General features: G+C 64.5%; 24 protein-coding genes. 11 read left to right on the forward strand and 13 right to left on the reverse strand.

The genetic code is table 11. The features are described 5' to 3' along the window. Positions 1–69: 69 nt before the first annotated feature. Positions 70–768: a transcriptional repressor LexA gene (lexA, locus tag KTQ37_RS04480; RefSeq protein WP_218629271.1), complete on the forward strand. Its 699-nt coding sequence runs from the start codon at positions 70–72 to the stop codon at positions 766–768. Here the strand turns inward: lexA and KTQ37_RS04485 are convergent. Beyond that, positions 762–2,795 carry a ComEC/Rec2 family competence protein gene (locus tag KTQ37_RS04485; RefSeq protein WP_328799689.1) on the reverse strand — a complete coding sequence of 678 codons (2,034 nt, stop codon included), beginning with the start codon at positions 2,793–2,795 and terminating at the stop codon, positions 762–764. The two genes, lexA and KTQ37_RS04485, sit on opposite strands and share 7 nt — an antisense overlap. Positions 2,796–2,977: 182 nt before the next feature. On the opposite strand from KTQ37_RS04485, the gene gltX reads away from it, so the two are divergent. From gltX to KTQ37_RS04500, 3 genes are all read left to right on the forward strand, one after another. Further along, complete coding sequence (gene gltX, locus KTQ37_RS04490) at positions 2,978–4,378, forward strand: glutamate--tRNA ligase (protein WP_218629273.1); 1,401 nt, start codon at positions 2,978–2,980, stop codon at positions 4,376–4,378. 75 nt (positions 4,379–4,453) lie between these two features. Further along, positions 4,454–5,749, forward strand: coding sequence for a citrate synthase (locus tag KTQ37_RS04495; RefSeq protein WP_218629274.1), 1,296 nt, complete (start codon positions 4,454–4,456; stop codon positions 5,747–5,749). Between the two features lie 66 nt (positions 5,750–5,815). Beyond that, entirely contained in the window at positions 5,816–6,235 is a 420-nt protein-coding gene (locus tag KTQ37_RS04500) for a DUF1284 domain-containing protein (RefSeq protein ID WP_218629275.1), read from the forward strand. Between the two features lie 77 nt (positions 6,236–6,312). On the opposite strand, the gene KTQ37_RS04505 is transcribed toward KTQ37_RS04500, so the two are convergent. Then, positions 6,313–6,621, reverse strand: a complete 309-nt coding sequence (locus KTQ37_RS04505; protein ID WP_218629276.1) for a biotin transporter BioY — start codon at positions 6,619–6,621, stop codon at positions 6,313–6,315. A gap of 205 nt (positions 6,622–6,826) precedes the next feature. Between KTQ37_RS04505 and KTQ37_RS04510 the strand changes: the two genes are divergently transcribed. The 4 genes from KTQ37_RS04510 (at position 6,827) to KTQ37_RS04525 (ending at position 10,281) form a co-directional block, all read left to right on the forward strand. After that, positions 6,827–7,498, forward strand: coding sequence for an SDR family NAD(P)-dependent oxidoreductase (locus KTQ37_RS04510; RefSeq protein WP_218629277.1), 672 nt, complete (start codon positions 6,827–6,829; stop codon positions 7,496–7,498). Positions 7,499–7,586: 88 nt separating this feature from the next. Next, the gene (surE, locus tag KTQ37_RS04515) at positions 7,587–8,375 is read left to right on the forward strand and encodes a 5'/3'-nucleotidase SurE (protein ID WP_218629278.1); all 789 of its coding nucleotides are present in this window, start codon (positions 7,587–7,589) and stop codon (positions 8,373–8,375) included. Then, entirely contained in the window at positions 8,372–9,043 is a 672-nt protein-coding gene (locus KTQ37_RS04520) for a protein-L-isoaspartate(D-aspartate) O-methyltransferase (RefSeq protein ID WP_218629279.1), read from the forward strand. The genes surE and KTQ37_RS04520 overlap by 4 nt, the downstream gene beginning before the upstream one ends. A 56-nt stretch (positions 9,044–9,099) precedes the next feature. Beyond that, positions 9,100–10,281: a peptidoglycan DD-metalloendopeptidase family protein gene (locus tag KTQ37_RS04525; RefSeq protein WP_404830291.1), complete on the forward strand. Its 1,182-nt coding sequence runs from the start codon at positions 9,100–9,102 to the stop codon at positions 10,279–10,281. A gap of 29 nt (positions 10,282–10,310) precedes the next feature. Here the strand turns inward: KTQ37_RS04525 and KTQ37_RS04530 are convergent, their stop codons facing one another. The 5 genes from KTQ37_RS04530 to KTQ37_RS04550 are packed head-to-tail and all read right to left on the reverse strand — an operon-like array spanning position 10,311 to position 14,229. Continuing rightward, the gene (locus KTQ37_RS04530; RefSeq protein WP_218629280.1) at positions 10,311–11,756 is read right to left on the reverse strand and encodes an SLC13 family permease; all 1,446 of its coding nucleotides are present in this window, start codon (positions 11,754–11,756) and stop codon (positions 10,311–10,313) included. Between the two features lie 37 nt (positions 11,757–11,793). Beyond that, positions 11,794–12,630, reverse strand: a complete 837-nt coding sequence (locus KTQ37_RS04535) for an ATP-binding protein (protein WP_218629281.1) — start codon at positions 12,628–12,630, stop codon at positions 11,794–11,796. Further along, positions 12,627–13,457, reverse strand: a complete 831-nt coding sequence (tatC, locus tag KTQ37_RS04540) for a twin-arginine translocase subunit TatC (protein WP_218629282.1) — start codon at positions 13,455–13,457, stop codon at positions 12,627–12,629. The genes KTQ37_RS04535 and tatC overlap by 4 nt, the downstream gene beginning before the upstream one ends. Beyond that, positions 13,454–13,966 (reverse strand): Sec-independent protein translocase protein TatB, encoded by a 513-nt coding sequence (tatB, locus tag KTQ37_RS04545; RefSeq protein ID WP_218629283.1) that lies wholly within the window; start codon positions 13,964–13,966, stop codon positions 13,454–13,456. The genes tatC and tatB overlap by 4 nt, the downstream gene beginning before the upstream one ends. 47 nt (positions 13,967–14,013) lie before the next feature. Then, positions 14,014–14,229 (reverse strand): twin-arginine translocase TatA/TatE family subunit, encoded by a 216-nt coding sequence (locus KTQ37_RS04550; protein WP_218629284.1) that lies wholly within the window; start codon positions 14,227–14,229, stop codon positions 14,014–14,016. A gap of 183 nt (positions 14,230–14,412) precedes the next feature. Between KTQ37_RS04550 and KTQ37_RS04555 the strand changes: the two genes are divergently transcribed. Genes KTQ37_RS04555 through KTQ37_RS04565 form a run of 3 tightly spaced genes read left to right on the forward strand, consistent with a single transcriptional unit; the run spans position 14,413 to position 16,059 of the window. Continuing rightward, positions 14,413–14,805: a helix-turn-helix transcriptional regulator gene (locus tag KTQ37_RS04555; RefSeq protein ID WP_218629285.1), complete on the forward strand. Its 393-nt coding sequence runs from the start codon at positions 14,413–14,415 to the stop codon at positions 14,803–14,805. A gap of 9 nt (positions 14,806–14,814) precedes the next feature. Continuing rightward, positions 14,815–15,432 (forward strand): MarC family protein, encoded by a 618-nt coding sequence (locus KTQ37_RS04560; RefSeq protein WP_218629286.1) that lies wholly within the window; start codon positions 14,815–14,817, stop codon positions 15,430–15,432. 48 nt (positions 15,433–15,480) lie between these two features. Further along, a complete protein-coding gene (locus KTQ37_RS04565; RefSeq protein ID WP_218629287.1) occupies positions 15,481–16,059 on the forward strand; it encodes a retropepsin-like aspartic protease family protein in 579 nt (192 codons plus the stop codon). Here KTQ37_RS04565 and KTQ37_RS04570 read toward each other — a convergent pair. The 6 genes from KTQ37_RS04570 to soxZ all read right to left on the reverse strand — a co-directional run bounded on the left by KTQ37_RS04570 (position 16,056) and on the right by soxZ (position 22,914). After that, positions 16,056–17,030, reverse strand: a complete 975-nt coding sequence (locus KTQ37_RS04570; protein WP_218629288.1) for a magnesium transporter CorA family protein — start codon at positions 17,028–17,030, stop codon at positions 16,056–16,058. The genes KTQ37_RS04565 and KTQ37_RS04570 overlap by 4 nt on opposite strands. Before the next feature lie 422 nt (positions 17,031–17,452). Then, positions 17,453–18,508 (reverse strand): c-type cytochrome, encoded by a 1,056-nt coding sequence (locus tag KTQ37_RS04575; protein ID WP_218629289.1) that lies wholly within the window; start codon positions 18,506–18,508, stop codon positions 17,453–17,455. Next, entirely contained in the window at positions 18,492–19,772 is a 1,281-nt protein-coding gene (gene soxC, locus KTQ37_RS04580) for a sulfite dehydrogenase (protein WP_236021067.1), read from the reverse strand. The genes KTQ37_RS04575 and soxC overlap by 17 nt, the downstream gene beginning before the upstream one ends. Positions 19,773–19,811: 39 nt before the next feature. Then, positions 19,812–21,503 carry a thiosulfohydrolase SoxB gene (gene soxB / locus KTQ37_RS04585; protein ID WP_218629290.1) on the reverse strand — a complete coding sequence of 564 codons (1,692 nt, stop codon included), beginning with the start codon at positions 21,501–21,503 and terminating at the stop codon, positions 19,812–19,814. 135 nt (positions 21,504–21,638) lie between these two features. After that, the gene (soxA, locus tag KTQ37_RS04590; protein ID WP_236021086.1) at positions 21,639–22,493 is read right to left on the reverse strand and encodes a sulfur oxidation c-type cytochrome SoxA; all 855 of its coding nucleotides are present in this window, start codon (positions 22,491–22,493) and stop codon (positions 21,639–21,641) included. Positions 22,494–22,584: 91 nt separating this feature from the next. After that, entirely contained in the window at positions 22,585–22,914 is a 330-nt protein-coding gene (gene soxZ / locus KTQ37_RS04595) for a thiosulfate oxidation carrier complex protein SoxZ (RefSeq protein ID WP_218629292.1), read from the reverse strand. Positions 22,915–22,923 lie beyond the last annotated feature (9 nt).

Below are 22,923 nucleotides of genomic sequence, written 5' to 3' on the forward strand. Positions count from 1 at the left end.
GACACGCAAAGAGAACAGAGTTAGAACTTTTATCGAACATGGATTTTTTGCCCGTGCGGAGAAATGCGGATGCTGACGCGCAAGCAGTTGGAATTGCTGGACTTCATTCAGAAGCGTATGGCGCGGGACGGTGTTCCGCCCTCGTTTGACGAAATGAAGGATGCGCTCGACCTGCGCTCGAAATCCGGGATCCATCGCTTGATCACCGCGCTGGAAGAGCGCGGCTTCATCCGCCGTCTTGCCCACCGCGCCCGCGCGATCGAGATCGTCAAGCTGCCCGAGGCGATGGAGAAGGCGCAGCCGAAGGCGGGCTTCGCCCCCCGCGTGATTGAGGGTGACCGCACCGATCCGCCGCGCAACGCGATCCCGGTTGAGGCCGTTCATGCGCTGGAACTGCCGGTGATGGGGCGCATCGCGGCAGGCGTGCCCATTGAGGCGATTTCTGAGGTCTCGCACCATGTCGCGGTGCCGGGCTCGATGCTCTCGGGGCGCGGGCAGCATTATGCGCTTGAGGTGCGCGGCGACTCGATGATCGAGGCCGGGATCAACGATGGCGATGTGGTCGTCATCCGCGAGCAGGGCACCGCCGACAATGGCGATATCGTCGTGGCGCTGGTCGAGGGGCAAGAGGCAACGCTCAAGCGTTATTATCGGCGCAACGGGATGATCGCGCTCGAGGCCGCCAATCCGGCCTATGAAACGCGGATGCTTCGCGAGGAGCAGGTGAAGGTGCAAGGGCGCCTCGTCGGGCTGATCCGTACCTACTGAACGAGCCTTTCGCTTGGGAGCCCGACCCAAAGGCGTGGGCCAGTCGCTTGGTATGAAGTTACCAGCCGCCCGTCAGGCATGATCGCCAAAGCGCCGGTCTCGCGCAGGCGGTTCTGGTCCCACAGATCACACCCCGAGGACAGCCCCTGCGCCCGGGCTGCAAGGATCACCACTGCGCCGTCATGACAATGCTCTGCCAGCCGCGACTCGGCGCCTTTTCCGGTCAGATGCACAAGGCGGCGCCCGTCGGGCAGCTCCGTTTCGCGCGCAGCTTTGGGGCCGATGAACGCCGGGCGGGCGGCAGCTTCCTCCGGCGTCAGGGTATCGCCATCGGCATCGAGCCAGTTCTGCGCAATAAAACTCGCCCCGGATTTGGACAGCGCCCGGCCTTCGGGCGTCACCAGCCCGGCCAGCTCGCCTTCGGGGGCAATCAGCAGCGCCGGACGCTCGGACAGCGCCCATCCGACGAATGCGACCGCGACCAGGGACATCCCGACACCACGCCCCAACCCGCGCGCGAGGATGGCGATGCACGCCCCCAATCCCATCAAGGGCATCGCCCATCCGGGGGGCGTCGCAACCGCGACAACGGCCTGATCGAAGCCCGCAACCCACTCGGCCACCCAGATCATCCAGCGGGTTCCCCAGCCCATCACCCATAGCGCGGCACCTTCAAGGCCAAGGGGGGCGAGCAATGTGGCCACCACCCCTGCAGGCATGACGATGCTGCCCATTACCGGCACCGCGAGCAGGTTCGCGATCAACCCATAGGCCGACATCCTGTTGAAATGCGCAGCAGAGATCGGGGCGGTGGCGAATCCGGCAACGACCGAGGTCAACAATAGCATCGCAACCGGGCGCAGGATCGCCGGGATGCGCGGACCGACCCGTCCCCAGGGCTCGAACGTCACGATCAGCGCGACCGTGGCCGCGAAGGACATCTGAAAGCCGGGGGTCAGAAGGCTTTCGGGGCGCAGCACCAGAAGCACGCTTGCCGCCATGGCGACCGAGCGCAGGCTGAGCGCGCGCCGGTCGAACAGCACCGCCGCCAGCATAACGGCCGCCATCAGGTAGGCGCGCTCGGTCGCGATCTCGGGGCCGGCAAGCCAAAGATACCCCGTGGCCGCGAAAAGTGCCCCGGCGGCGGCGATCTTCTTGGTCGGCCAGAGCAGCGCCAGCGACCCCGCGCAGGCCAGACCAAGCCTGAGCGCGGCAAAGACGAAGCCCGCAACCATCCCCATATGCAGCCCCGAGATCGAGATGATGTGCGACAGGTTCGCGGCGCGCATCGCCTCGTTCGTGGCTTGGGAAATCCCGGCGCGATCCCCTGTCAGCAGGGCCGAGGCCACCGCCCCCGCCTGCCCCGGTATTTGCTCCTGGATCGTGGCCGAAAGGCGCATCCGTGCGCGGTGTCCGGCGAGTTGCCAATCCTCAGCCGCGGGCGGGGCGACCAGCATGACCGGAGTGCGCGTGTATCCGACGGCGCCAAGTTGCTCGAACCAGGCATGGCGGCGAAAATCGTAACCGCCCGGTTCAGCGGGCGGCGGCGGCGGAGAAAGATGCCCCGTCAGCATGACACGCAGGCCCGGCTCGGGGGTGAAACCCGGCTGGATGTGGTGCAGCGACACCCTTACGCGCGCCGGCGTCCGATCTGGTGACATGTTCGACAGCACCACCTCATCAAGCGTGATCCTGAGCCGGTCGGTGCCCGAGCGGTCGATTTCGACGACACGCCCCTCGATCGGGCCATAGTAGCGAAAGCTCAGGACAGGTGCCGCCAGCGCTTGCGCGCGCGACTGCGCCAGAAGGAATCCGCAGGCCAGACACAGCAAGACACCAAGCCCGAACCGCGCGGCCTCGGCAGCACGCCACCAAAGCAGCACGCCAATCGCAATGAGCGCCCATGCGCTCAGGCGGGCCTCGGCCCCTGGCTCGCCCCACCACAGGAAATAGAGCCCGATTCCCACCCCCAGCCCGACCGGCGCCCAGAGTGGCAGATCGGCCCGGGCGCGCGCGAGCGCCGCCACCGCCCCCTGCAAAGGCCATCTGCGCCCCCCAGAAACCCCGATCTGGCCCGCGCCATCCGATCCCACGCTTGTTTCTCAGCCTCAGCCTGCTTATGCATCTGCGCAAGGAAGCCTAAGGGCTTCGTGGTTAGCAAAAGGTTAACGCGCGGCGACCCGATGGCCCGCGCGCAGGAAAGGCCCCGATGTCGCAGAAGATCGTCACCCGCTTCGCCCCCTCGCCCACCGGATATCTGCATATCGGCGGCGCGCGCACGGCCCTGTTCAACTGGCTCTTCGCCCGGGGCCATGGTGGCACGTTCCTGCTGCGTATCGAAGACACCGACCGCGCGCGCTCAACCCCCGAGGCGACGGCGGCGATCCTGAAGGGTCTCGAATGGTTGGGCCTCGATTATGACGGCGAGCCGATCAGCCAGTTCGAGCGCGCGCCCCGTCACGCCGAGGTCGCGCATCAGATGCTGGCCAATGGCAAGGCCTACAAGTGCTTCTCGCCGCAAGAAGAGATCGAGGCCTTCCGCGAAGCGGCACGGGCCGAGGGACGCTCGACCCTGTTCCAATCGCCCTGGCGCGATGCCGACCCGGCGACGCATCCCGACGCGCCCTATGTCATCCGGCTCAAGGCGCCGCATGAGGGCGCCACGGTGATCGCCGACAAGGTGCAGGGCGACGTGACCTTCCGTAACGACCAGCTTGACGACATGGTCTGCCTGCGCTCGGACGGCACGCCCACCTATATGCTGGCCGTGGTGGTGGACGATCACGACATGGGCGTGACCCATGTGATCCGTGGCGACGACCACCTGACCAACTCGGCGCGCCAGGTGCAGGTCTATAATGCGATGGGCTGGGACGTTCCGGTCTTCGCGCATATCCCGCTGATCCATGGCCCCGATGGCAAGAAACTCTCGAAGCGTCACGGCGCTGTCGGGCTCGAGGAATACCAGGCGATGGGCTACCCCGCCGCCGGGATGCGCAACTACCTGGCACGCCTTGGCTGGAGCCATGGCGACGACGAGTTCTTCACCGACGCACAGGCCAAGGAATGGTTCGAGCTGGAGGGAATCGGCCGTTCGCCCGCGCGGCTGGACTTCAAAAAGCTCGAAAATATCTCCGGTCAGCACATCTCGATCGCCGAGGATGCTGCATTGCTGAGCGAAATCGAGGGGTATTTGGCCGCAGCGCAGCAACCCGCGCTGAGCGAAATGCAGCGCAAAGGTCTGGCCGCTTCGCTTCCCTTCCTGAAAGGCGGTGCCAAAACTTTCCCGCAACTCATTGAAAAGGCGCAGTTCGCACTGACTTCGCGACCGCTCAACATCGAAGAGAAGGCCGCGAAGGCCCTTGATACTGTATCCCGTGGTATACTGAAAGAATTGACGCCGCGACTGCAAGATGCTAGCTGGATGCGTGAGGAATTGGAGGCCATCGTAACCGACGTAGCGCAGGCGCATGGGCTGGGACTTGGCAAACTTGCCGCCCCACTCCGCGCCGCTCTGGCTGGGCGCAGTGTGACGCCGAGCGTGTTCGATATGATGCTCGTCTTGGGCCAAGATGAAACTCTGGCCCGACTGAATGATCAGGCGGCCTGAGGGCGGGCCGCCACTCCGGAAAATCCGGAACACAGCACCCGGCGGGCCCAGCCGGACGACAGGAAAGGGAAGCTCATGGCTGACACCAAACGAACTGCCACACTGACGCTTGACGGAAACACCTACGATCTGCCGGTGCTCTCGCCCACCGTGGGTCCCGACGTTCTGGACATCCGCAAGCTCTATGCGCAGGCGGACGTGTTCACCTATGATCCCGGCTTTACCTCGACTGCGGCCTGTGACTCGGCGATCACCTATATCGACGGCGACAAGGGCGAGCTTCTGTATCGCGGCTACCCGATCGAGCAGCTGGCCGACAAGTCGCACTATCTTGAAGTCTGCTACCTCCTGCTGAACGGCGAGCTGCCGAACAAAGAGCAGATGGCTGACTTCGAAGGCCGCATCACTCGCCACACCATGCTGCACGAGCAGATCCACAACTTCTTCCGTGGGTTCCGCCGTGACAGCCACCCGATGGCGACCATGGTCGGCGTCGTTGGCGCCATGTCGGCCTTCTACCACGACAGCCTTGACATCAACGATCCGTGGCAGCGTGAAGTTGCCGCCATGCGCATGATCGCCAAGCTGCCGACGATCGCCGCGATGGCCTACAAGTACTCGATCGGTCAGCCCTTCGTGTACCCGCGCAACGATCTCGACTACGCGTCGAACTTCCTGCACATGTGCTTCTCGGTCCCGGCCGAGACCTATACCGTGCAGCCCGCGCTGGCCAAGGCGATGGACCGCATCATGATGCTCCACGCCGACCACGAGCAGAATGCCTCGACCTCGACCGTCCGTCTGGCCGGCTCGTCGGGCGCCAACCCCTTCGCCTGTATCGCTGCCGGCATCGCCTGCCTCTGGGGTCCCGCCCACGGCGGCGCCAACCAGGCCTGCCTCGAGATGCTGCGCGAAATCGGCACCGTTGACCGCATCCCCGAGTTCATCGCCCGCGCCAAGGACAAGAACGACCCCTTCAAGCTGATGGGCTTCGGTCACCGCGTCTACAAGAACTTCGACCCGCGTGCGAAGGTCATGAAAGAATCGGCCGACGAGGTTCTGGATCTGCTGGGCGTGCACAACAACCCGCTGCTGCAGGTCGCCAAGGAACTGGAGCAGATCGCGCTTCACGACGAATACTTCATCGCGAAGAAGCTCTACCCGAACGTCGACTTCTACTCGGGCATCATCCTTGAAGCGATGGGCTTCCCCACCTCGATGTTCACGCCGATCTTCGCGCTCTCGCGCACCGTCGGCTGGATTTCGCAGTGGAAAGAGATGATCTCGGACCCGGCGGGCAAGATCGGCCGTCCGCGCCAGCTCTACACCGGCTCCGAAGGTCGCGACTATCTCGATGTCGAGAACCGCTGATCTCGCGGGACAGACAGACGAAGGCCGGGGTTTTCCCCGGCCTTTGGCGTTTGAAGGGAGAGAGCCATGAACGACACTCCACTGCGCTACCGGCCGCACCATTTCCTGTGCTCGCTCGGCTTTGAGGGCAAGGGCTACTCGCCCGAGTTCACCACCAACATGACGGCTATCGTGATGGGGCGCCTGCGTGCCGCACGCGGGGATGAGGTCGTGATCGAGGTCGTCGAAGACACAGATGATATCTGCGCCCCCTGCCCGTCGCGCCGCGGCACCGCTTGCGGCAGCGGCTACCACATCAACCAGCTTGACGCGGCCCATGCCGCCGCCCTCGGACTGAAACCGGGCGACAAGCTGACATGGGGGGAGGCGCGGGAACGGATGCGGGCGCTTCCGGACAATGCGCTCTCGGAGATCTGCGCGCCGTGCCAATGGCTTGCCTTCGGGATGTGCACCGCCGCCCTCGGGCGCCTCAAGTCAGGCACATAAAGCACTATAAAGAAACGAATAACGCCGCTCCTTGGGCGGCGTCTTCCTAACAATAACTGGGCCGATAACTGGGCCGATCAGGCGTGGCGCCTGGCCAGAACGCTCCAGCCACCCGACACGATCAGAGCCGCAATGATCGCCTTGACGGTATCGCCCGCCAAGAACGGCATCATCCAGCCCGAACGCAGTTCGGGAACCGATTTGCCAAGCACAAGCGCAGGCCAGGCAAGGCCCGGAACATCAAGTACGGCTCCGGCGATCAGACCGGCGACAGAGAGGCCGACAAAGGACTTCACGCCACGGTCAGCCGCGATACCGGCAACGGCGACCATCGCGACACGGGTGACGATCGCGTTGGAGGGTACGAGGGCCTTCGAAAGCGTCATGGCAGGAGCTTCCGCATAGGTGAAGCATTGCCCGGCAAACTGTTTTTGAAGGCCCGCCTGTCAATCTCGTGACGGAACGAATGAGCATATCTGCAAACAGGTCTAGCTTCGAGCGTCGAAGAGTTGCAGATCTTCGAATGCGCCACGCCGCCGCAGCATAAGCGACCCCCTTGCGCGATTGCACAGCCTCTGGCATCAGCACCGCATGAGCAAAACCGACACCGCCCCGCTGGAACCCAAGAAACTGGCCCTCGTGACCGGCGCCTCGCGCGGTTTGGGGTGCGCCATGGCCGAGTCCCTTGCCGCCTCGGGCTGGCACGTGATGGCGGTGGCCCGCACGGTGGGCGGGCTTGAAGAGCTTGACGATCGTATTCAGGCCGCTGGAGGCACGGCGACGCTCGCCCCCCTTGATGTCACCGACGAGAACCAGATGAAGCATCTGGCGGATTCGATCGCTGCGCGTTGGGGCGGATTGCAGCTTTGGGTGCATGCGGCAATCCATGCGGCGCCGCTGGCTCCGGCCGGACATATCGCCGGCAAGGACATGACCAAATCGGTCGCCACCAACCTGACCGCGACTGCGACCCTGATCCCGCTGATCGAGCCGCTGCTGCGCGCGGGCAATGGCGCGGCGATGTTCTTTGATGACATCCACGCGGGCGAGAAGTTTTTCGGCTCTTACGGCGCGACCAAGGCCGCGCAGATGGCGCTGGTGCGCAGCTGGCAGGCCGAGAACGTCAAGATCGGGCCGCAGGTGCTGATCGATACCCCGGCGCCGATGCCCACAGCCACCCGCGCGCGCTTCTTCCCCAGCGAAGACCGCGCGCCGCTGGCCGATCCGCGAGCCGAGGCTGCGCGTATCGTGGCGCTGCTCTGACGCGACAATAGCGCCGCACCCACCTCAACCGCTTTACGACCCCGCCCCCAAAGGATAAGCAGGGAAAAACAGCGGCACGGGGGGCAGTATGCGCATTCTCATCACCAATGACGATGGCATCAACGCGCCGGGTCTTGAGGTTCTGCATCACATCGCGACCGAGCTTGCCGGCCCCGACGGCGATGTCTGGACCGTGGCGCCTGCGTTCGAGCAGTCTGGCGTGGGGCATTGCATCAGCTACACCCACCCGATGATGATCGAGCGTCTGGACGAGCGCCGCTACGCCGCCGAGGGCAGCCCCGCCGATTGCGTGCTCGCGGGTCTTTACGATGTGCTGAATGATGGCCGCCCCGACCTGATCCTGTCGGGCGTGAACCGGGGCAACAACTCGGCCGAGAACGCGCTTTACTCGGGCACGCTTGGCGGCGCGATGGAGGCCGCACTTCAGGGCATCCCCGCCATCGCGCTTTCGCAGTTCCTTGGCCCGAAATGCATGGGCCCCGGGATAGACCCGTTCGAGGCCGCGCGCGTCCACGGCCCCGCGTTGGTGCGCAAGCTGTGGGGCCGCGCGATCTGGGACGATGGCCCCTACCGCGTGTTCTACAACGTGAATTTCCCACCGGTTCCGGCCGCTGAAGTACAGGGTTTCAAGGTCGCGGCGCAGGGTTACCGTACCGATAGCTTCTTCTCGGTCGAGCCGCACCACTCGCCCACCGGGCGCCGCTTCCTGTGGATCAAGGGCGGGCCGCAGCACAATGCGACCGCGCCGGGCACGGATGCGGCGGTGAACCTCGAGGGCTGGATCTCGGTCACGCCGATGCGCGCCGACCTGACCGCGCATGACGTTCTGAAAGACCTTGAGGTGCGGCTGGCATGAGCGACGACCCTCACCCCGAGAGCAGCCCCGAAGAGCTGGCCGAGCGCAAGATGCGCTTCCTCTTCGCGCTGCGCTCCAAGGGGGTGACGGACGCGCGCGTGCTGAACGCGATGGAGAAGATCGACCGCGGGCTATTCGTGCGCGGCATTTTCTCGGATCGCGCCTATGAGGACATGCCCTTGCCGATCGCCTGCGGACAGACCATCTCGCAGCCCTCGGTCGTGGGGTTGATGACGCAGGCGCTCCAGGTCGGACCGCGCGATACCGTGCTAGAGATCGGCACCGGTTCGGGCTATCAGGCGGCGGTCCTGTCGCTGCTGGTGCGGCGCGTCTATACCGTGGATCGCCATCGCCGCCTTGTGCGCGAGGCCGAGGAGCTGTTCCGCGCGCTCAACATGACCAATATCGTGACCCTGGCTTCAGACGGATCGCGCGGCCTGCCCGAACAGGCGCCCTTCGACCGCATCCTTGTGACCGCCGCCGCCGAGGACCCGCCGGGCCCGCTGTTGTCGCAGCTCAAGATCGGCGGTATCATGGTTCTTCCGGTGGGACAGTCTGACACGGTGCAAAGCCTGATCCGCGTGAAGCGTCTGGAAACCGGGTTCGATTACGAGGAATTGCGCCCCGTGCGCTTTGTTCCGCTTGTCGAAGGCATGGCAAGCGACTGACACGACCGCAAAGCCCCGGTCACAGGGGCGCGGCACGAATGACGAGGACCGAGCAGATGAAAACGCCCTTTCCCGCACGACCGACTCTGCGCCTGAGCCGCCTGATGCTGGCCGGCTGCGCCGTAGCCGCCTTGGCGGGCTGCGACTCGACCGGCACATTCGACGCCGACCTGCGCAACTTCGGTCAGATCGGCTTTGATACCTCGGATGCCGCGCGTCAGGCCACTGCCGCGCGCCCGACCCCCGATGCGCGCGGGGTCATCTCCTACCCGAATTACCAGGTTGCCGTCGCACGTCGCGGCGATACGGTGGCCTCGGTTGCCGCGCGCGTTGGCGCCGATGCGGGGGAGCTTGCGCGCTATAACGCTGTTTCGCCCACCGCCCCGCTGCGTGAGGGAGAGGTGCTCTCCCTGCCCCGCCGCGTGGCCGAGGCCGCAGCGCCCACCAACACCGGCGCTATCGGCTCCGAGGCAATCTCGATCACTTCGCTTGCCTCGAACGCCATCGACCGGGCCGAGGCCAGCGCCCCTGCTGCTGCGGCGAAACCCGCCACACCCTCGGCCGAGCCCGTGCGCCACAAGGTTGCCCGTGGCGAGACCGCCTATTCGATCGCGCGCTATTACAACGTGTCGGTCCGTTCGCTGGCGGAATGGAACGGCCTGCCCGCCGATCTGAGCGTGCGGGAAGGCCAGTATCTGATGATCCCCGTGGCCAATGCCGCGCCGCCCAAGACCGCATCCGCGACAACGCAGCCGGGTCAGGGTTCGCCCACGCCGACGCCGCCCTCGGCCGCCAAGCCGCTGCCCTCCGAAACCCCGCCCAAGGCTTCGGCCCCGGTCGACAAGAGCGCGGCCCCCGACCTTGGCGCCTCGCGCACCGCTGCCGCAAAGTCGAAGCTGCAAATGCCGGTGCAGGGCGCAGTCATCCGGCCCTACGTGAAGAAGAAGAACGACGGCATCGACATCGCCGCGACGCCCGGCACCAATGTCGCCGCCGCCGAGGCCGGCAAGGTTCTGCTGCTCAGCCAGGATACCGAGAAGGTCTATTTCGTCGGCATCAAGCACGCCAACGGCCTGGTGACGATCTACTACAACGTCACCGACATTCAGGTGAAGAAGGGCGATGACGTGAAGCGCGGCCAGACCATCGCCAAGGTCGCGCCGAGCCAGCCGGGCTATCTGCATTTCGAGGTGCGCCAGGGCCTCGACAGCCTCGACCCGATGCCCTACCTGCAATGACCCCGGGGGCGCTTCGGCGCCCCTTCGTTTTACCGGGTCAGCCCGAAGATCAGGGGCGCGAGCAGTTCGACCACGGCGAATATCCCGCAGATCGAGAGCAGGTGCATCGCAAAACCCGCCCGCAGCATGTCGGACAGGCGCAGCCCCTCCCACGAGAAAACGATGGCATTGGGCGGCGTCGCGATTGGCATCATGAAGGCCATGGAGGAGGCCAGCGCCACGGGCAGCGTCAACCACGGCACATCCACCCCCAACCCAAGCGCCACGGCGGCCAGCACCGGCACGAAGGTTGCGGTGACAGCGGTGTTCGAGGTCACCTCGGTCAGTACGATCGCCGTAACGATGACGGTCAGGATCAGCGCCCATAGCGGCAATCCATGCAGCCCTGCCAGACCGCTGCCAATCCAGTCGCCAAGTCCTGTAACCTCGATCCCACGTGCCAGCGCAAGCCCGCCGCCAAGAAGGATGAGCACGCCCCAGGGCAGGTATTGCGTGGCCTCCCACCGCAGCACGGGGCCTCCGCGACCATCCGGCAGGACGAACAGGATCAGCGCCCCGGCAACGCCGATCCCCGCATCGCTGATCGGCAGGCCGAGCGCGCCGCGCGTCATCCAGCCAAGCGCCATCGCCGCAAAGACCACGGCCACCGAGATCTCGGCACGGCTCATCGGGCCAAGTGCAGCGCGTTCGGCCCGGATCAGGCCATGCGCACCCGTCAGTTGCAGCCCGTGCGACGGGAACATTCGCCGCAGCAGGAAATGCGCATAGGGCAACATGATCAACGTCAGCGGCAGGCCCAGAAGCATCCACTGACCAAAGCCGATCTCGATCCCGTAGCTTTCGCGCAGGACCGAGGCCAAGAGCGCGTTCCCCGGCGTGCCAATGAGTGTTGCCACCCCGCCGATCGAGGCGCCATAGGCGATCCCCAGCATCAGCCGCACTCCGAACCGGCGCGCGGCCTCGGGGTTGTCGTTTTGCGCGGCGACAAATTCGATCACCGAAAGCGCGACGGCATACATCATCATCGCGGTCGCGGTGTTCGATATCCACATCGACAGCAGCGCGGTCGCCAGCATGAAGCCCCCGGCGATGCGGCCAGCGGCCTCTCCGGCATAGCCGACGATGGCCAGCGCGATCCGCCGGTGCAAACCGTGCACCTGCATTGCCGAGGCCATAAGGAAGCCGCCGAGAAACAGGAAAATCAACGGATTCGCATATTGCGCAGTGACCTCGTCGACGGGCGCGATCCCCATCAGCGGGATCAGCACCACCGGCAACAGTGCCGTTCCGGCCATCGGCACGGCCTGCCCCAGCCACCAGATCACCATCCACACAACGATGCCGGACAGGTGCCAGCCCTCAGGCGTCAGCCCCGGCGGCGGTGCGATCTGCAAGGTCACCGCCAAAGCCAGCGGCCCGCCCACGAGTGTCAAGCGCTTGAAGGCCGAGGGGGAGGTCTCAGAAGTATCGGGCATGGTCGCAAAGTGCCATGCTGCGCCGCAGAAGAAAAGATCAGAGCGCGATTCCGCGCCGCCCCGCCAGATCGGTGAAATACTGCCAGGCCACGCGCCCCGAGCGCCCGCCGCGGGTCGCCTGCCACTCGATGGCCTCGGCGCGCAGATCGGCGGCGGAAATCTCGACGCCGTAAGCCGCGCAGTAGCCCTCGATCATCGCTAGGAACTCATCTTGCCCACAGGGGTGGAAGCCCAGCCACAGCCCGAACCGATCCGAGAGCGAGACCTTCTCTTCGACCGCTTCCGAGGGATTGATCGCGGTCGAGCGTTCATTCTCGATCATGTCGCGCGGCATCAGGTGGCGCCGGTTCGAAGTGGCGTAGAAGATCACGTTTGCCGGGCGGCCTTCGATGCCGCCATCCAGAACGGCCTTCAGGCTCTTGTAATGCTGGTCGTCATGGCTGAACGACAGATCGTCGCAGAACAGCACGAAACGCTGGCCCGAATTGCGCAGGTGGTTCAGGAGCCGCCCGACCGACGGCAGATCCTCGCGCGCGAGTTCGACCAGTTTCAGGCTCTGACCCTGACGGATCACCTCGGCATGGACCGCCTTGACGAGCGAGCTTTTGCCCATCCCGCGCGCACCCCAAAGCAGCGCATTGTTAGCCGCAAACCCACGAGCGAATTGCAAGGTATTGGCCAGCAGCGTATCGCGCGAGCGATCAATCCCGCGCAGCAGCGCGAGATCGACGCGCGAGACGGTCTTGACCGGCTCCAGCCGATCCGGGGCGGTGTGCCATACGAAGGCGTCGGCAGATCCGAAATCGGGCGCAGCGGCCGGTGCGGGGGCGAGGCGCTCAAGCGCCTCGGCGATCCGGATCAGCGGGTCGGTCATTCTTCGGCTTCCTCATCCATCCAGGTGCCCTCGGCGCGCATCTTTGCCTCGCGCACGCGCTCAATCCGGGCGACCAGTTGGATCGACACTTCATAGAGGCCATAGACCACCGCAAACAGCGTGACCTGGCTGATGACATCGGGCGGCGTCGCGACGGCGGCCACCATCAGGATCACGACCACAGCGTAGCGGCGCACACTGGCGAGCCCTTGCGAGGAGACAAGCCCCGCCTTGCCCATCAGCGTCAGCAGCACCGGCAGTTGGAAGCAGATGCCGAAGGCCAGAATGAACTTGATCGTCAGGCCAAGGTATTCCTGCACCGAGCCCTGAAAGCCGATCGAGGCCAGCTCATTCGTTGCACTATCGCCCAGACCGCCCTGCTGAAAGCCGAGGAAGAAGGTGAAGGCCATCGGCAGGATGATGTAATAGGCAAACGCCGCACCGGCGAAGAACATCGCAGGCGACGCCAGCAGGAAGGGCAAAAACGCCTGCTTTTCCGAGCGGTAAAGCCCCGGCGCCACAAAGCGCCACAGCTGGTAGCCGATGATCGGGAAGCTCAGCGCGAAGCCACCCACGAAAGAGATGTTGATCGCGACGAAGAAGCCTTCCTGAAGCTTGATCAGATAAAGGCCGCATTGCTGGCCGCGCTCGTCCAGCGCGTGGCAGATCGGCTGGGTCAGGAAGTTGAAGATCGGGTTCCAGACCGAATAGCAGATCACCATCGCCACGACGAAGGCGCCAAGCGCATACAGGATTCGCGTGCGCAGTTCGGCCAGATGCTCGATCAGCGGGGCGGCGGTATCCTCGATTTGTTCCTCGGCGCTCATGCGTCACCCTTCTTGGCGGGGGCTTTCTTGGCTTTTGGCTTCGCGGCCTTGGGCTTGGCTTCGGCGCTCGCCTCGGTCGCCTTGGCGGCCTTGGGCTTGGCCGCGCGCTTGGGCTTGGCCGGGGCCGGTTCGGGCTCCAGCTCCTCGGGTGTCGGTTCGTCGAAATCTTCGGGGTCGGTGGGGAATTTCGGCGGCTCGGGCGTCTTGATCGTGCCCGGCAGCTTCGGCTCCCACTTCTCGAATTTCTCGGTCGCGCGCTCCAGCGCGTCGATACCAAGCGACTTCTTCGAGGCGGCATCCTTGATGTCTTTCAGACCGCTTGCCGCCTTATCGAGCCCGCTTTCGCGCGCCGCATCCTCCATCGCCCGCGAAAACTCGCGCGCCATGGAACGCGCCTTGGACGTCATCCGCCCAAGCGAGTGAAACATGCCAGGCAAGTCCTTGGGCCCTACGACGATCAGCGCCACAACGCCGATCAGCAGAAGCTCGCTCCAACCGATATCGAACATGAAACGTCAGGCCTCCGGCCCACCCTGCACCCTTGCGGGCCGGGACTTCAGACCTTGTCTTTGTCGTTTTCCGGCGTCACGTCGCGCGCGCTGTCTGCCGTGGCGTCCTCGATTTCCTTGGAGCCATCCGAAACGCCCTTCTTGAAGGCAGTGATGCCCTTGCCAACCTCACCCATCAGCGAGGAAATCTTGCCGCGCCCGAAAAGCACCAGCACCACAACCGCGATCAGAAGAAGGCCGGGAAGGCCGATATTGTTGAGCATTGTCTTCTCCTCATGGCAAGGGCCGCACCCGATGCCAGTTATTCAGCTATTCAACATCTAGGCCCCTTGGCAGCGCGATCAAAGCCCGATTCTGGCCCCGCGCCGGACTCGGCGCGCAGATTACTGACAGTTCATTGTCAGTTGCCCCCCTGCCGCGTTATGCTGCCAGAAACGGAGACCCAGATGACCCGGACCGAGCGGCTGCAACAGATTATCGCGATCCTGCGCGACGGGCGGATGCACCGCGCGCGCGATCTTGCAGCACGTCTGGGGGTGTCGGACCGCACGATCTGGCGCGACATGGCCGAGCTTGCGAATTACGGCCTGCCGGTCGAGGGCGAGCGCGGCGTGGGGTATATGCTGCGCCGCGCGATGGCCCTGCCGCCCCTCGTGCTGAACGCCGAGGAGCTTGCCGCGCTTGAGCATCTGCTGGTTCTGGCCGCGGCGCATCACGACACCAGAATCGGCGCGGGTGCGGCAAGCCTCGCCGCCAAGATCCGCGCGGCCCTTCCCGCCCCCGTCGAGACCGATGACGGCTCAGCGCCGGGGCTGGCGAAGGACGAACGCCTCAGCTAGGATCCGCCCATGCCGAGCGCCGAATACGTCACCGCTTTTGTCACCCTCTTCGTCGTCATGGACCCTATCGGCCTGGCGCCGCTGTTCATTGCACTGACACAAGGCATGTCTGCCCGCGCGCGCTTTGGCGTGGGGCTGCGCGCGGTGACAATCGCCGCGATCCTGCTGACTCTGTTCGGTCTTTTCGGCGACAAGATCCTTGTGGGGATCGGCATCTCGATGCCCGCCTTCCGAATTGCCGGGGGTGTTCTGCTGTTTCTGACCGCGCTCGACATGCTGTTCGAGCGCCGCACCCAACGCCGTGAGGGCCAGCAGGCCGAGCCCGAGCACGACCCCTCGGTCTTTCCGCTCGCCACGCCGCTGATCGCGGGGCCTGGCGCAATGGCCACGATGATTCTGCTCGCAGGGGCGCCGGGTGCGGATACGACGCATATCGTGCTGGTGCATCTGGTGATGCTGGCAGTGCTGAGCTGCACCTTCACGCTCTTCGTCCTCGCCTCGCCGCTTGAGCGCCTTCTGGGGCGCACCGGCACGATGGTCGTCACGCGGTTGCTGGGGATGCTGCTGGCCGCGCTGGCGATCCAGTTCATCCTCGACGGGCTGAAAGGCGCGGGCGTGATGGGCTGAGGCGATCCGCCCTCTCGCATTTTTCCCGTGACACCTTACATCGACGGAATGGATACCGAAAACTTCGCCCGACTGGTTTACCTTGGCCTGCTGCTTGTCGCTGTGGGCGGGTATTTCCTGATCGAGTTCCGCCGACGCCCGCAGCGCACGATCCAGCAGGCGATCCTCTGGGGGTTGATCTTTCTGGGCACGCTGGCCGCCGTGGGCCTCTGGACGGATATCCGCAGCACGGTGATGCCCTCGCAGACGGTCCTGTCGGACGGGCGGATCGAGGCCCCCCTTGCCCCTGACGGGCATTACTACCTTACCGCCGAGATCAACGGCGTGTCGGTGCGTTTCGTCGTGGATACCGGCGCCACCGACATCGTGCTGACCCGACGCGACGCGACGCGGGTTGGGATCGACACGGCCGGGCTTGCCTACATCGGGCAGGCGCGCACCGCCAATGGCATCGTGCGCACCGCGCCGGTCCGGCTTGAAACCATGGAGCTAGGCCCGATTCGTGACAGCAATGTCCGTGCCGTCGTGAACGACAGCGAGATGGACACATCGCTGATGGGAATGACCTACCTGACCCGCTTTGCCCGGGTCGAGTTGACCCGTGACCGCCTCGTACTCGAGCGTTAGAGCCAGTTCTTCCACTTGAACACCGCCCAGGTTCCCACCGCCGAGGCCACCATCAGCCCAAGCGCCATCGGGTAGCCCCAGTGCCAGTCCAACTCCGGCATGAACTGAAAGTTCATCCCGTAAACCGAGGCAATCATGGTGGGCGGCATGAACAGTGCCGCGACGACAGAGACGATCCGCACCGTCGCGTTCTGCGCAAGGCTGATCATGCCGAGCGTGGCGTCGACGGAAAGCTGCACCCGGTTCGACAGGAAATCCCCATGTACCGCGAGTGAGCCGATGTCACGCATCTGGCTTTTCGCGATCGGCTTGAGTTCCTTACCCTGCGCACTGGCGGCCAGCGTCTGATCGAAGAACGACAGCGCGCGCTCCAGCGTCAACAGCGCAAGCTTCACCCGGCCCACCAGTTCACCCTGGCGTCCCACTTCCTCCAGCGCCTGCTGAAGCTGGTGCGAATCCAGCCCCTTGCCAGACAGAACCCGCGCCGAGACCTTGTCGAGCGCCCTGCCCGCCGCCTCCAGCAGGTCGGCCTGCCGGGCGATGATCTCCTCAAGCAGGCCAAGGAAGATGCGCTCGGACGATTTGCAGCCTGCCGCCGATCGGTCGGCGCGTTCGGGAAAGGTCTCGAAGCTGCGTGGCGCATGGTGGCGCACGGTGACAAGACGCTGCTCGGTCAGGATAAAGCTGACCGGCCCCGCGATCTGCACCCCGTCGGGCGTGATCCCGGGCAGCACCACGGTCATGACGTCGGCCCCCTCTTCTCGGTAAAGCCGGTTCGAGATCTCGATCTCTTCCATATCCGCCAGTGTGGGCACTTCGATCCCGAGCGCGCTCACCGCCGCGATCTGGCTGTCGAGCGGGCGGTAAAGATCAATCCAGAGCGCCTTGGCAAGCTCTGCGCCGGGCGAGATCGAGGTTTCTTGCTCAAGACGCAAGAGACCTCGCGGGCCGGGGATGAAAGCGTAAAGCATGGCACTACCCCAAAGGTGTCACCCCATCGGTAGCCGCTTGCGCGTCCGGGTCAAGCCAAATGCCAGCGGTCTGGCACCGCAGAAGGGGAATTGCCTCGGTCCTGCCATCGTTACGCCGCAATCGCCTCGCATGGTGAACTAGGAAATACAGGAGGGACAGATGGATATCCTTGGCCTGCTCAGCTTCGACAACATCGCCGTCGCCGCTATCGTGATCGGCTTGTTGCGCGAGATTCAGCTACGGGTCACGAACCGCCGATCTCCCTCCGCTCCGTGATTGCCAGACATCTCCCGGGTCCCCCACCACCGGGCAGTCAACAGCGCTCCGAGCCTCGCTCGGGGCGTTTCGTTTTTCAGTGCCAAGCAACGAAAAAAGCGCGCCCGTCGCAGGACGGGCGCGCATTGTTTTACGGACAACGACCTTACTGGCCGGTCGCTTCGATATAGGCCAGAACAGCGGCGATATCGTCCTCTTTCTTCAGACCGGCAAAGGACATCTTGTTCTTCGGAACAAATCCCTTGGGGTCTTTCAGATAGGCGCCGATCGTCTCGTGATCCCAGACCATGCCCGCATCACCCGCAGCAATCATCGCGGGCGAGTATTTGAAGCCATCGGCACCGCCAGCCTTGCGACCGACCACGCCATTCAGGCTCGGGCCGGTGGCGTGCTTGGCGCCCTCGCCGACCTTGTGGCAGGCCTTGCACTTCTTGAACACGGTCTCACCCGCTGCGACCAGCGCCGGATCGACCTCTGCCGGGGCAGCAGCAACCTCGGTCGCCGCCTCAGCGGCCGGAGCGGCTGCTTCCTCGGCCGGGGGGGCCTCAGTCGCGGGGGCATCATCGTTGGGATCGTTCGGCGTCACGTCCAGAACGGTCGCATGGGCCGTGATCTCAACGCTTTCCTTGCAGTTTTCCATGCAGGCGGGCTTTGAGAACTCGGGGTATTCCACGGTTTCGCGATCATCGACGATGAAACCATCCGCGTTCGGCATCTCGACTTCGAGGAAGTTCTCGTTCGAGAGCACGAAATCATCATCGACCAGATCGTTCGAATAGATGATGTAGGCCACGATCGCGTAGGTCTCGTCCACGCTCAGCGTCTGCGCATTGCCGAAGGGCATCGAGCGATGCGCGTAATCCCAGACCGTCGAGAGGTAAGGCCAGTACGACCCGACCGTCTTCAGCGGATCCTTGCGGTTGAGCGTATCCATGCCGCCCGCCAGCTTCGGCCAGTTGTCCACGCCCTCCGCGAATTCGCCGTGGCAGACCGCGCATTTGTCCGAGAACAGCTCCTCGCCATCCGCGACCGAGCCCGAGCCCGGCGGAAGGCCGGTGCCATCGGGGCTGACGTCGAGGTTCCAGGCCGCGATCTCTTCGGGCAGCGCTGCACGCCCAAGGCCGAGCGGTTCCGCGAAGGCCGGAACCGCCAGCGGCGCCGTCAGCGCAGTGGCAATCACCAGATTACGAAACTTCGACATTCTCGGCCTCCCCGTTCGATTTGACCCACCAGGTCTGGATAGCGTTGTTGTGATAGACCGAGTTCTCGCCGCGAATGGCGCGCAGTTGGTCCTTGGTCGGCTGGACATAGCCCGTGTCATCGGTTGCGCGGGCCTGAAGCAGCATCTCTTCACCCTGCCAGTTGATGTCGAGGTAGAAGCGGGTCAGCGCCATGGGCTGGCCGGGGTTGGCCAGGCGCGCCTCTTTCCAGTTCTTACCACCGTCGAGCGAGACATCGACCTTGGTGATCGCGCCGCGGCCCGACCACGCGAGACCGGTGATCACCAGAGGCCCGTTGCCATGCTTGATCGGCATCTGCGGCGAGGGCGAGGTGATGACCGACTTGGCATCCATCACCCAGGTCCACTTGCGCGAGGTGCCGTCTTCCAGCGTATCGGTGTATTTCGAGGTCTCCTCGCGGCTCTCGACCGGGCCTTCGGTGACCTCAATGCGGCGCAGCCACTTCACCCACATGTTGCCTTCCCAACCGGGAACGCAGAGGCGCACCGGGTAGCCATGCTCCTTGCGCAGGGCCTCGCCATTAGCCTTGAAAGCTATGAGGCAGTCATCAAGCGCCTTCTCGATCGGGATCGAACGGCCGTTCGACGAGGCATCGGCGCCCTCTACATAGATCCACTTGCCCGCCGTCTGCACGCCCGCCTCTTCCAGCAGGGTGCGCAGCGTGACGCCGGTGTATTCCATGTTGTGGATCATGCCTTGGGTAAACTGCACGCCGTTAAGCTGCGCGCCCGCCCATTCCATGCCCGAGTTCGCGGCGCACTCGAGGAAATAGGTCTGGTTGACACGCGGGAAACGCTCCAGATCCTCGTAGGTGAAGACCAGCGGACGGTCCACGAGGCCGTGGATCATCAGGCGGTAGTCTTCCTTGCGCATCTCGATCGCGCCCGAGTGGTGACGCTCGAACGCGCAGCCCTGCGGGGTGATGGTGCCTTCCAGCGCATGGATCGGGGTGAAGTTGATCGACGAGATCACATCCGCCGTCAGCCAGCCCACATTGCGACGCACCACGTCGGATTCATACTGGATCGGCAAGCCATAGGGCGTGGCATCCACACCATCGCCGAAGCCGGTCGCCCAGGGCTGCACCTCGGTGATCAGCGGATCGGGCCCCTCGGCGCGCGCCGCACCCGCCCCGGTGACCAGTGCGCCTGCGGCCGCTCCGGCGCGCAGGAAACCGCGGCGACCCATGGCCAGACCGCTGCTTTCGCGTTCCTTCTCGTCCATCGTCTTCTCCCTTTAGTTCAATCTGTTGGATCGCGTTGCTCAGGCGCCCGTCACGACGACCGACTCGTTCGGAGTCAGCTGGACGGTGCCGATCTTGCGAACATGGCTTTCGATAACATCCCAGATCTGCGGCCCTTCGGTGCCCTCGTTGACCGAGGCCCAACCGGCAACCACATAGCTGCGCGCCGGGTCGATGGCCTCGCCGGTCTTGAGCAGCGTCATGTTCGAGACACGCTCGCCGATCGGTTTGGAGACGTCGATGTGGTAGCCCATGCCGCCGATACGCACCATGTCGCCGCCCTGCTGGTAGTAGGGATCGGTGTTGAAGATGTTGTCGGCCACGTCCTCAAGGATCGTGTTGATGGTCTCGCCGGTCATCTCGGTGCGGTAGCACGCGCCATAGGTCATCGAGGTGGCGTTGTGGATGTCCTCGCGGGTGATGTTGTCGCCCGGAAGCAGCGTGGTGCCCCAACGCACGCCGGGGGACATGGCGATCTCGGCATCGCGTTCCGAGAGGATCGCGTCGCAGATCAGGTCGTCCCAGGTGCCGTTGAAGTTGCCGCGACGGTAAAGCAGGCTCTCGGTCTGGCCGACAACCTCTTCCAGTTCGGCCTTGTAGGGCGCGCGCTCGTTGTCGATCAGGGCGGCCATGTCGGTGTCGGGGGTGATGACATCCGAGAAGATCGGGATCAGCTTGTGACGGAAGCCCATCATGCGCCCCTCGCGCACATCCAGATCGACGCGGCTGACGAACTTGCCGTTCGAACCCGAGGCGATCAGGATCGTCTCACCCACCAGAACCGGTTCGGGCACGGCGTCATGGGTGTGGCCAGTCAGGATGACGTCGATGCCCTTCACGCGGCCCGCCATCTTGTAGTCCACATCAAAGCCGTTGTGCGACAGGCAGACGACCAGATCGACGCCCTCGGCGCGAACCTCGTCCACGACCTCCTGCATGCGCTCCTCGCGGATCCCGAACGAATAGTCGGGGAACATCCACTTGGGGTTGGCAATCGGCATATAGGGGAAGGCCTGACCGATGACAGCGATGCGAACGCCGCCGCGTTCGAAGATCTTGTAGGGCTCGAAGGCGGGCTCATCCCATTCGACGTCGAAAATGTTCGCGCCAAGGAAGGGGAACGGCAGGGTCTCGACGATCTCCTTCACGCGGTCCTGGCCGAAGGTCCATTCCCAGTGCGAGGTCATCGCATCGGTGCCAAGCGCGTTCATGATGTTGACCATGTCCTGCCCGGCGGTCTTGAGCGAGGTCATCGAGCCGTGCCAGGTGTCGCCGCCGTCCAGCAGCAGCGCCTCGGGGCGGTCGGCGCGGATCGCCTTGACCACGGTCGCCACGCGGTCCATGCCGCCCATCTTGCCGTAGGACTTCGCCAGATCGGTGAAGTTGTCATAGGTCAGCGCATAGGCCTCGGGCGAGTTCGGCTGGAGCTTGAACATGCTCAGGAAGTCCTTGCCCACCACATGCGGCGGGCGGCCCTTGGCATCGCCCACGCCGAGGTTGATCTCAGGCTCGCGGAAGTAGATCGGCTTGGCCTGCGCGTGAATGTCGGTGATGTGGATCAGCGTCACATTGCCGAAGCTGTCGAACTCCAGCAATTGGTCCTGGGTCAGCGACTGCTGCGCCATCACGCGCGACCAGCGGCTCAGGCCGGATGCGCCAAGGATGGTCGAGGCCGCAAGGCTCGCCTGAATGAACTCCCGCCGCGAAATCATGAGGTAGCCTCCTTCTGCCCCGCCTCCGGGGTCGTCACACCGGATTTCCTCAAGGATATCCGATAGATAGAAATTCTTGAATGTGTCAGGAAAGAATAACGCGGGGCAAGGATGGCCCCTGCCCCGCGTTACGGGTTACGGACGGACGCCAGCGCCTTCGATATCAAGCCCGAGGCCGCGCGAGGCGACGTAGAGCTCAAGCTCGCGGAACTCCTGGCTACCGGCACCGAAGGTTTCGGCGCGGGTGTCGCGCACACAGCCCACAAAGCGCTGGTGGATCGAGACCGGGGCCGCGTCTTTCAGGCGATAGAGCGGGAAGCCGTTGATCTGGCCCTGGCTCAGGTGGTCGGCACGGATGTAGTTCCCGGCGTTCAACTCGTGGCAGCTCGCGCAGCTCATCTCAAGTTGACCGAAGCGGGTGTAGTACATTTCCTTGCCGCGCTCCCAGAACTCGGCGGCGGGGCCGTCGATCTGAACGGCGACCGGCATCCCGCGCGATTGCAGCGAGATGGCCGTGGTCATGTTCTTCATCTGATCCGAGTTCCACTTCCACGCCTCGGCACCCATGCGCTCGGTGCGGCACGAGTTGACGTAGTCTTCCATCGACCACAGCGCGCCAGCGGCATTGACCTTGGGCATAACAGCGCGCACGCCTTTCATGCTTTCCTCGATCGCGCCGTGGCAATCGGCACAGGACTTGCCCTCGGAACCCTCGGCGGTGTTCCAGGCATCCATGCCCTGCTCGGCATAGACGAACATCGGGTTGTCGAAGTCGTCCATCTGCATGGCGCGGGTCTCGTCCTCACGGAAGAGCCAGCCCGAGTAGACCTCGCTCAGTGCACCGTCCAGATGCGCTGCGGCGGGGGCCTTGGTGGTAATGGTCAGTTCTTCGTTGACCACCAGTTCGGCATCGGCCGGCTCAGCCATGGCGGGGCCAAAGCCGAGGGCCAGCGCGACGGCGGCGGCGGTAGTGGCGCGAGTGCGCAGCATCATTCCTTGATCCTCCCTGAGTTCTGCCCGCGCCCTTGCCGGGCGCAGGCTTTCCTTGGTGCGGCGCGCTCCCTCACGCGCCGGATCGGCCTCAGGCCACTTCGATCGACTTCTTGTCCTCGTAGACCGAGCCATCGTCGTCATACCAGGTGAACTTGAACTCACCGGTGGCATCGACCTTGGCGTCGAACTCGATATAGGGGTTGGTCGAGATCGAAGGCTCGAGCGTGACATCGATCACCAGCGCGCCGTTGAACTCGCAGGTGAAGCGATTGATGATCGAGCGCGGGATCAGGTTGCCGTCCTTGTCCTTGCGCTGACCCGATTCCATCGGGTGCGAGATCAGGGTCTTGAGCGCGACCACTTCGCCGGCTTTCGCCTTCGAGGGCACTTTCACGCGGGGTTTGACGTTATCAGCCATGTCTGTGTC

Source organism: Sedimentimonas flavescens (assembly GCF_019264375.1).
GTDB lineage: Bacteria > Pseudomonadota > Alphaproteobacteria > Rhodobacterales > Rhodobacteraceae > Rhodobacter > Rhodobacter flavescens.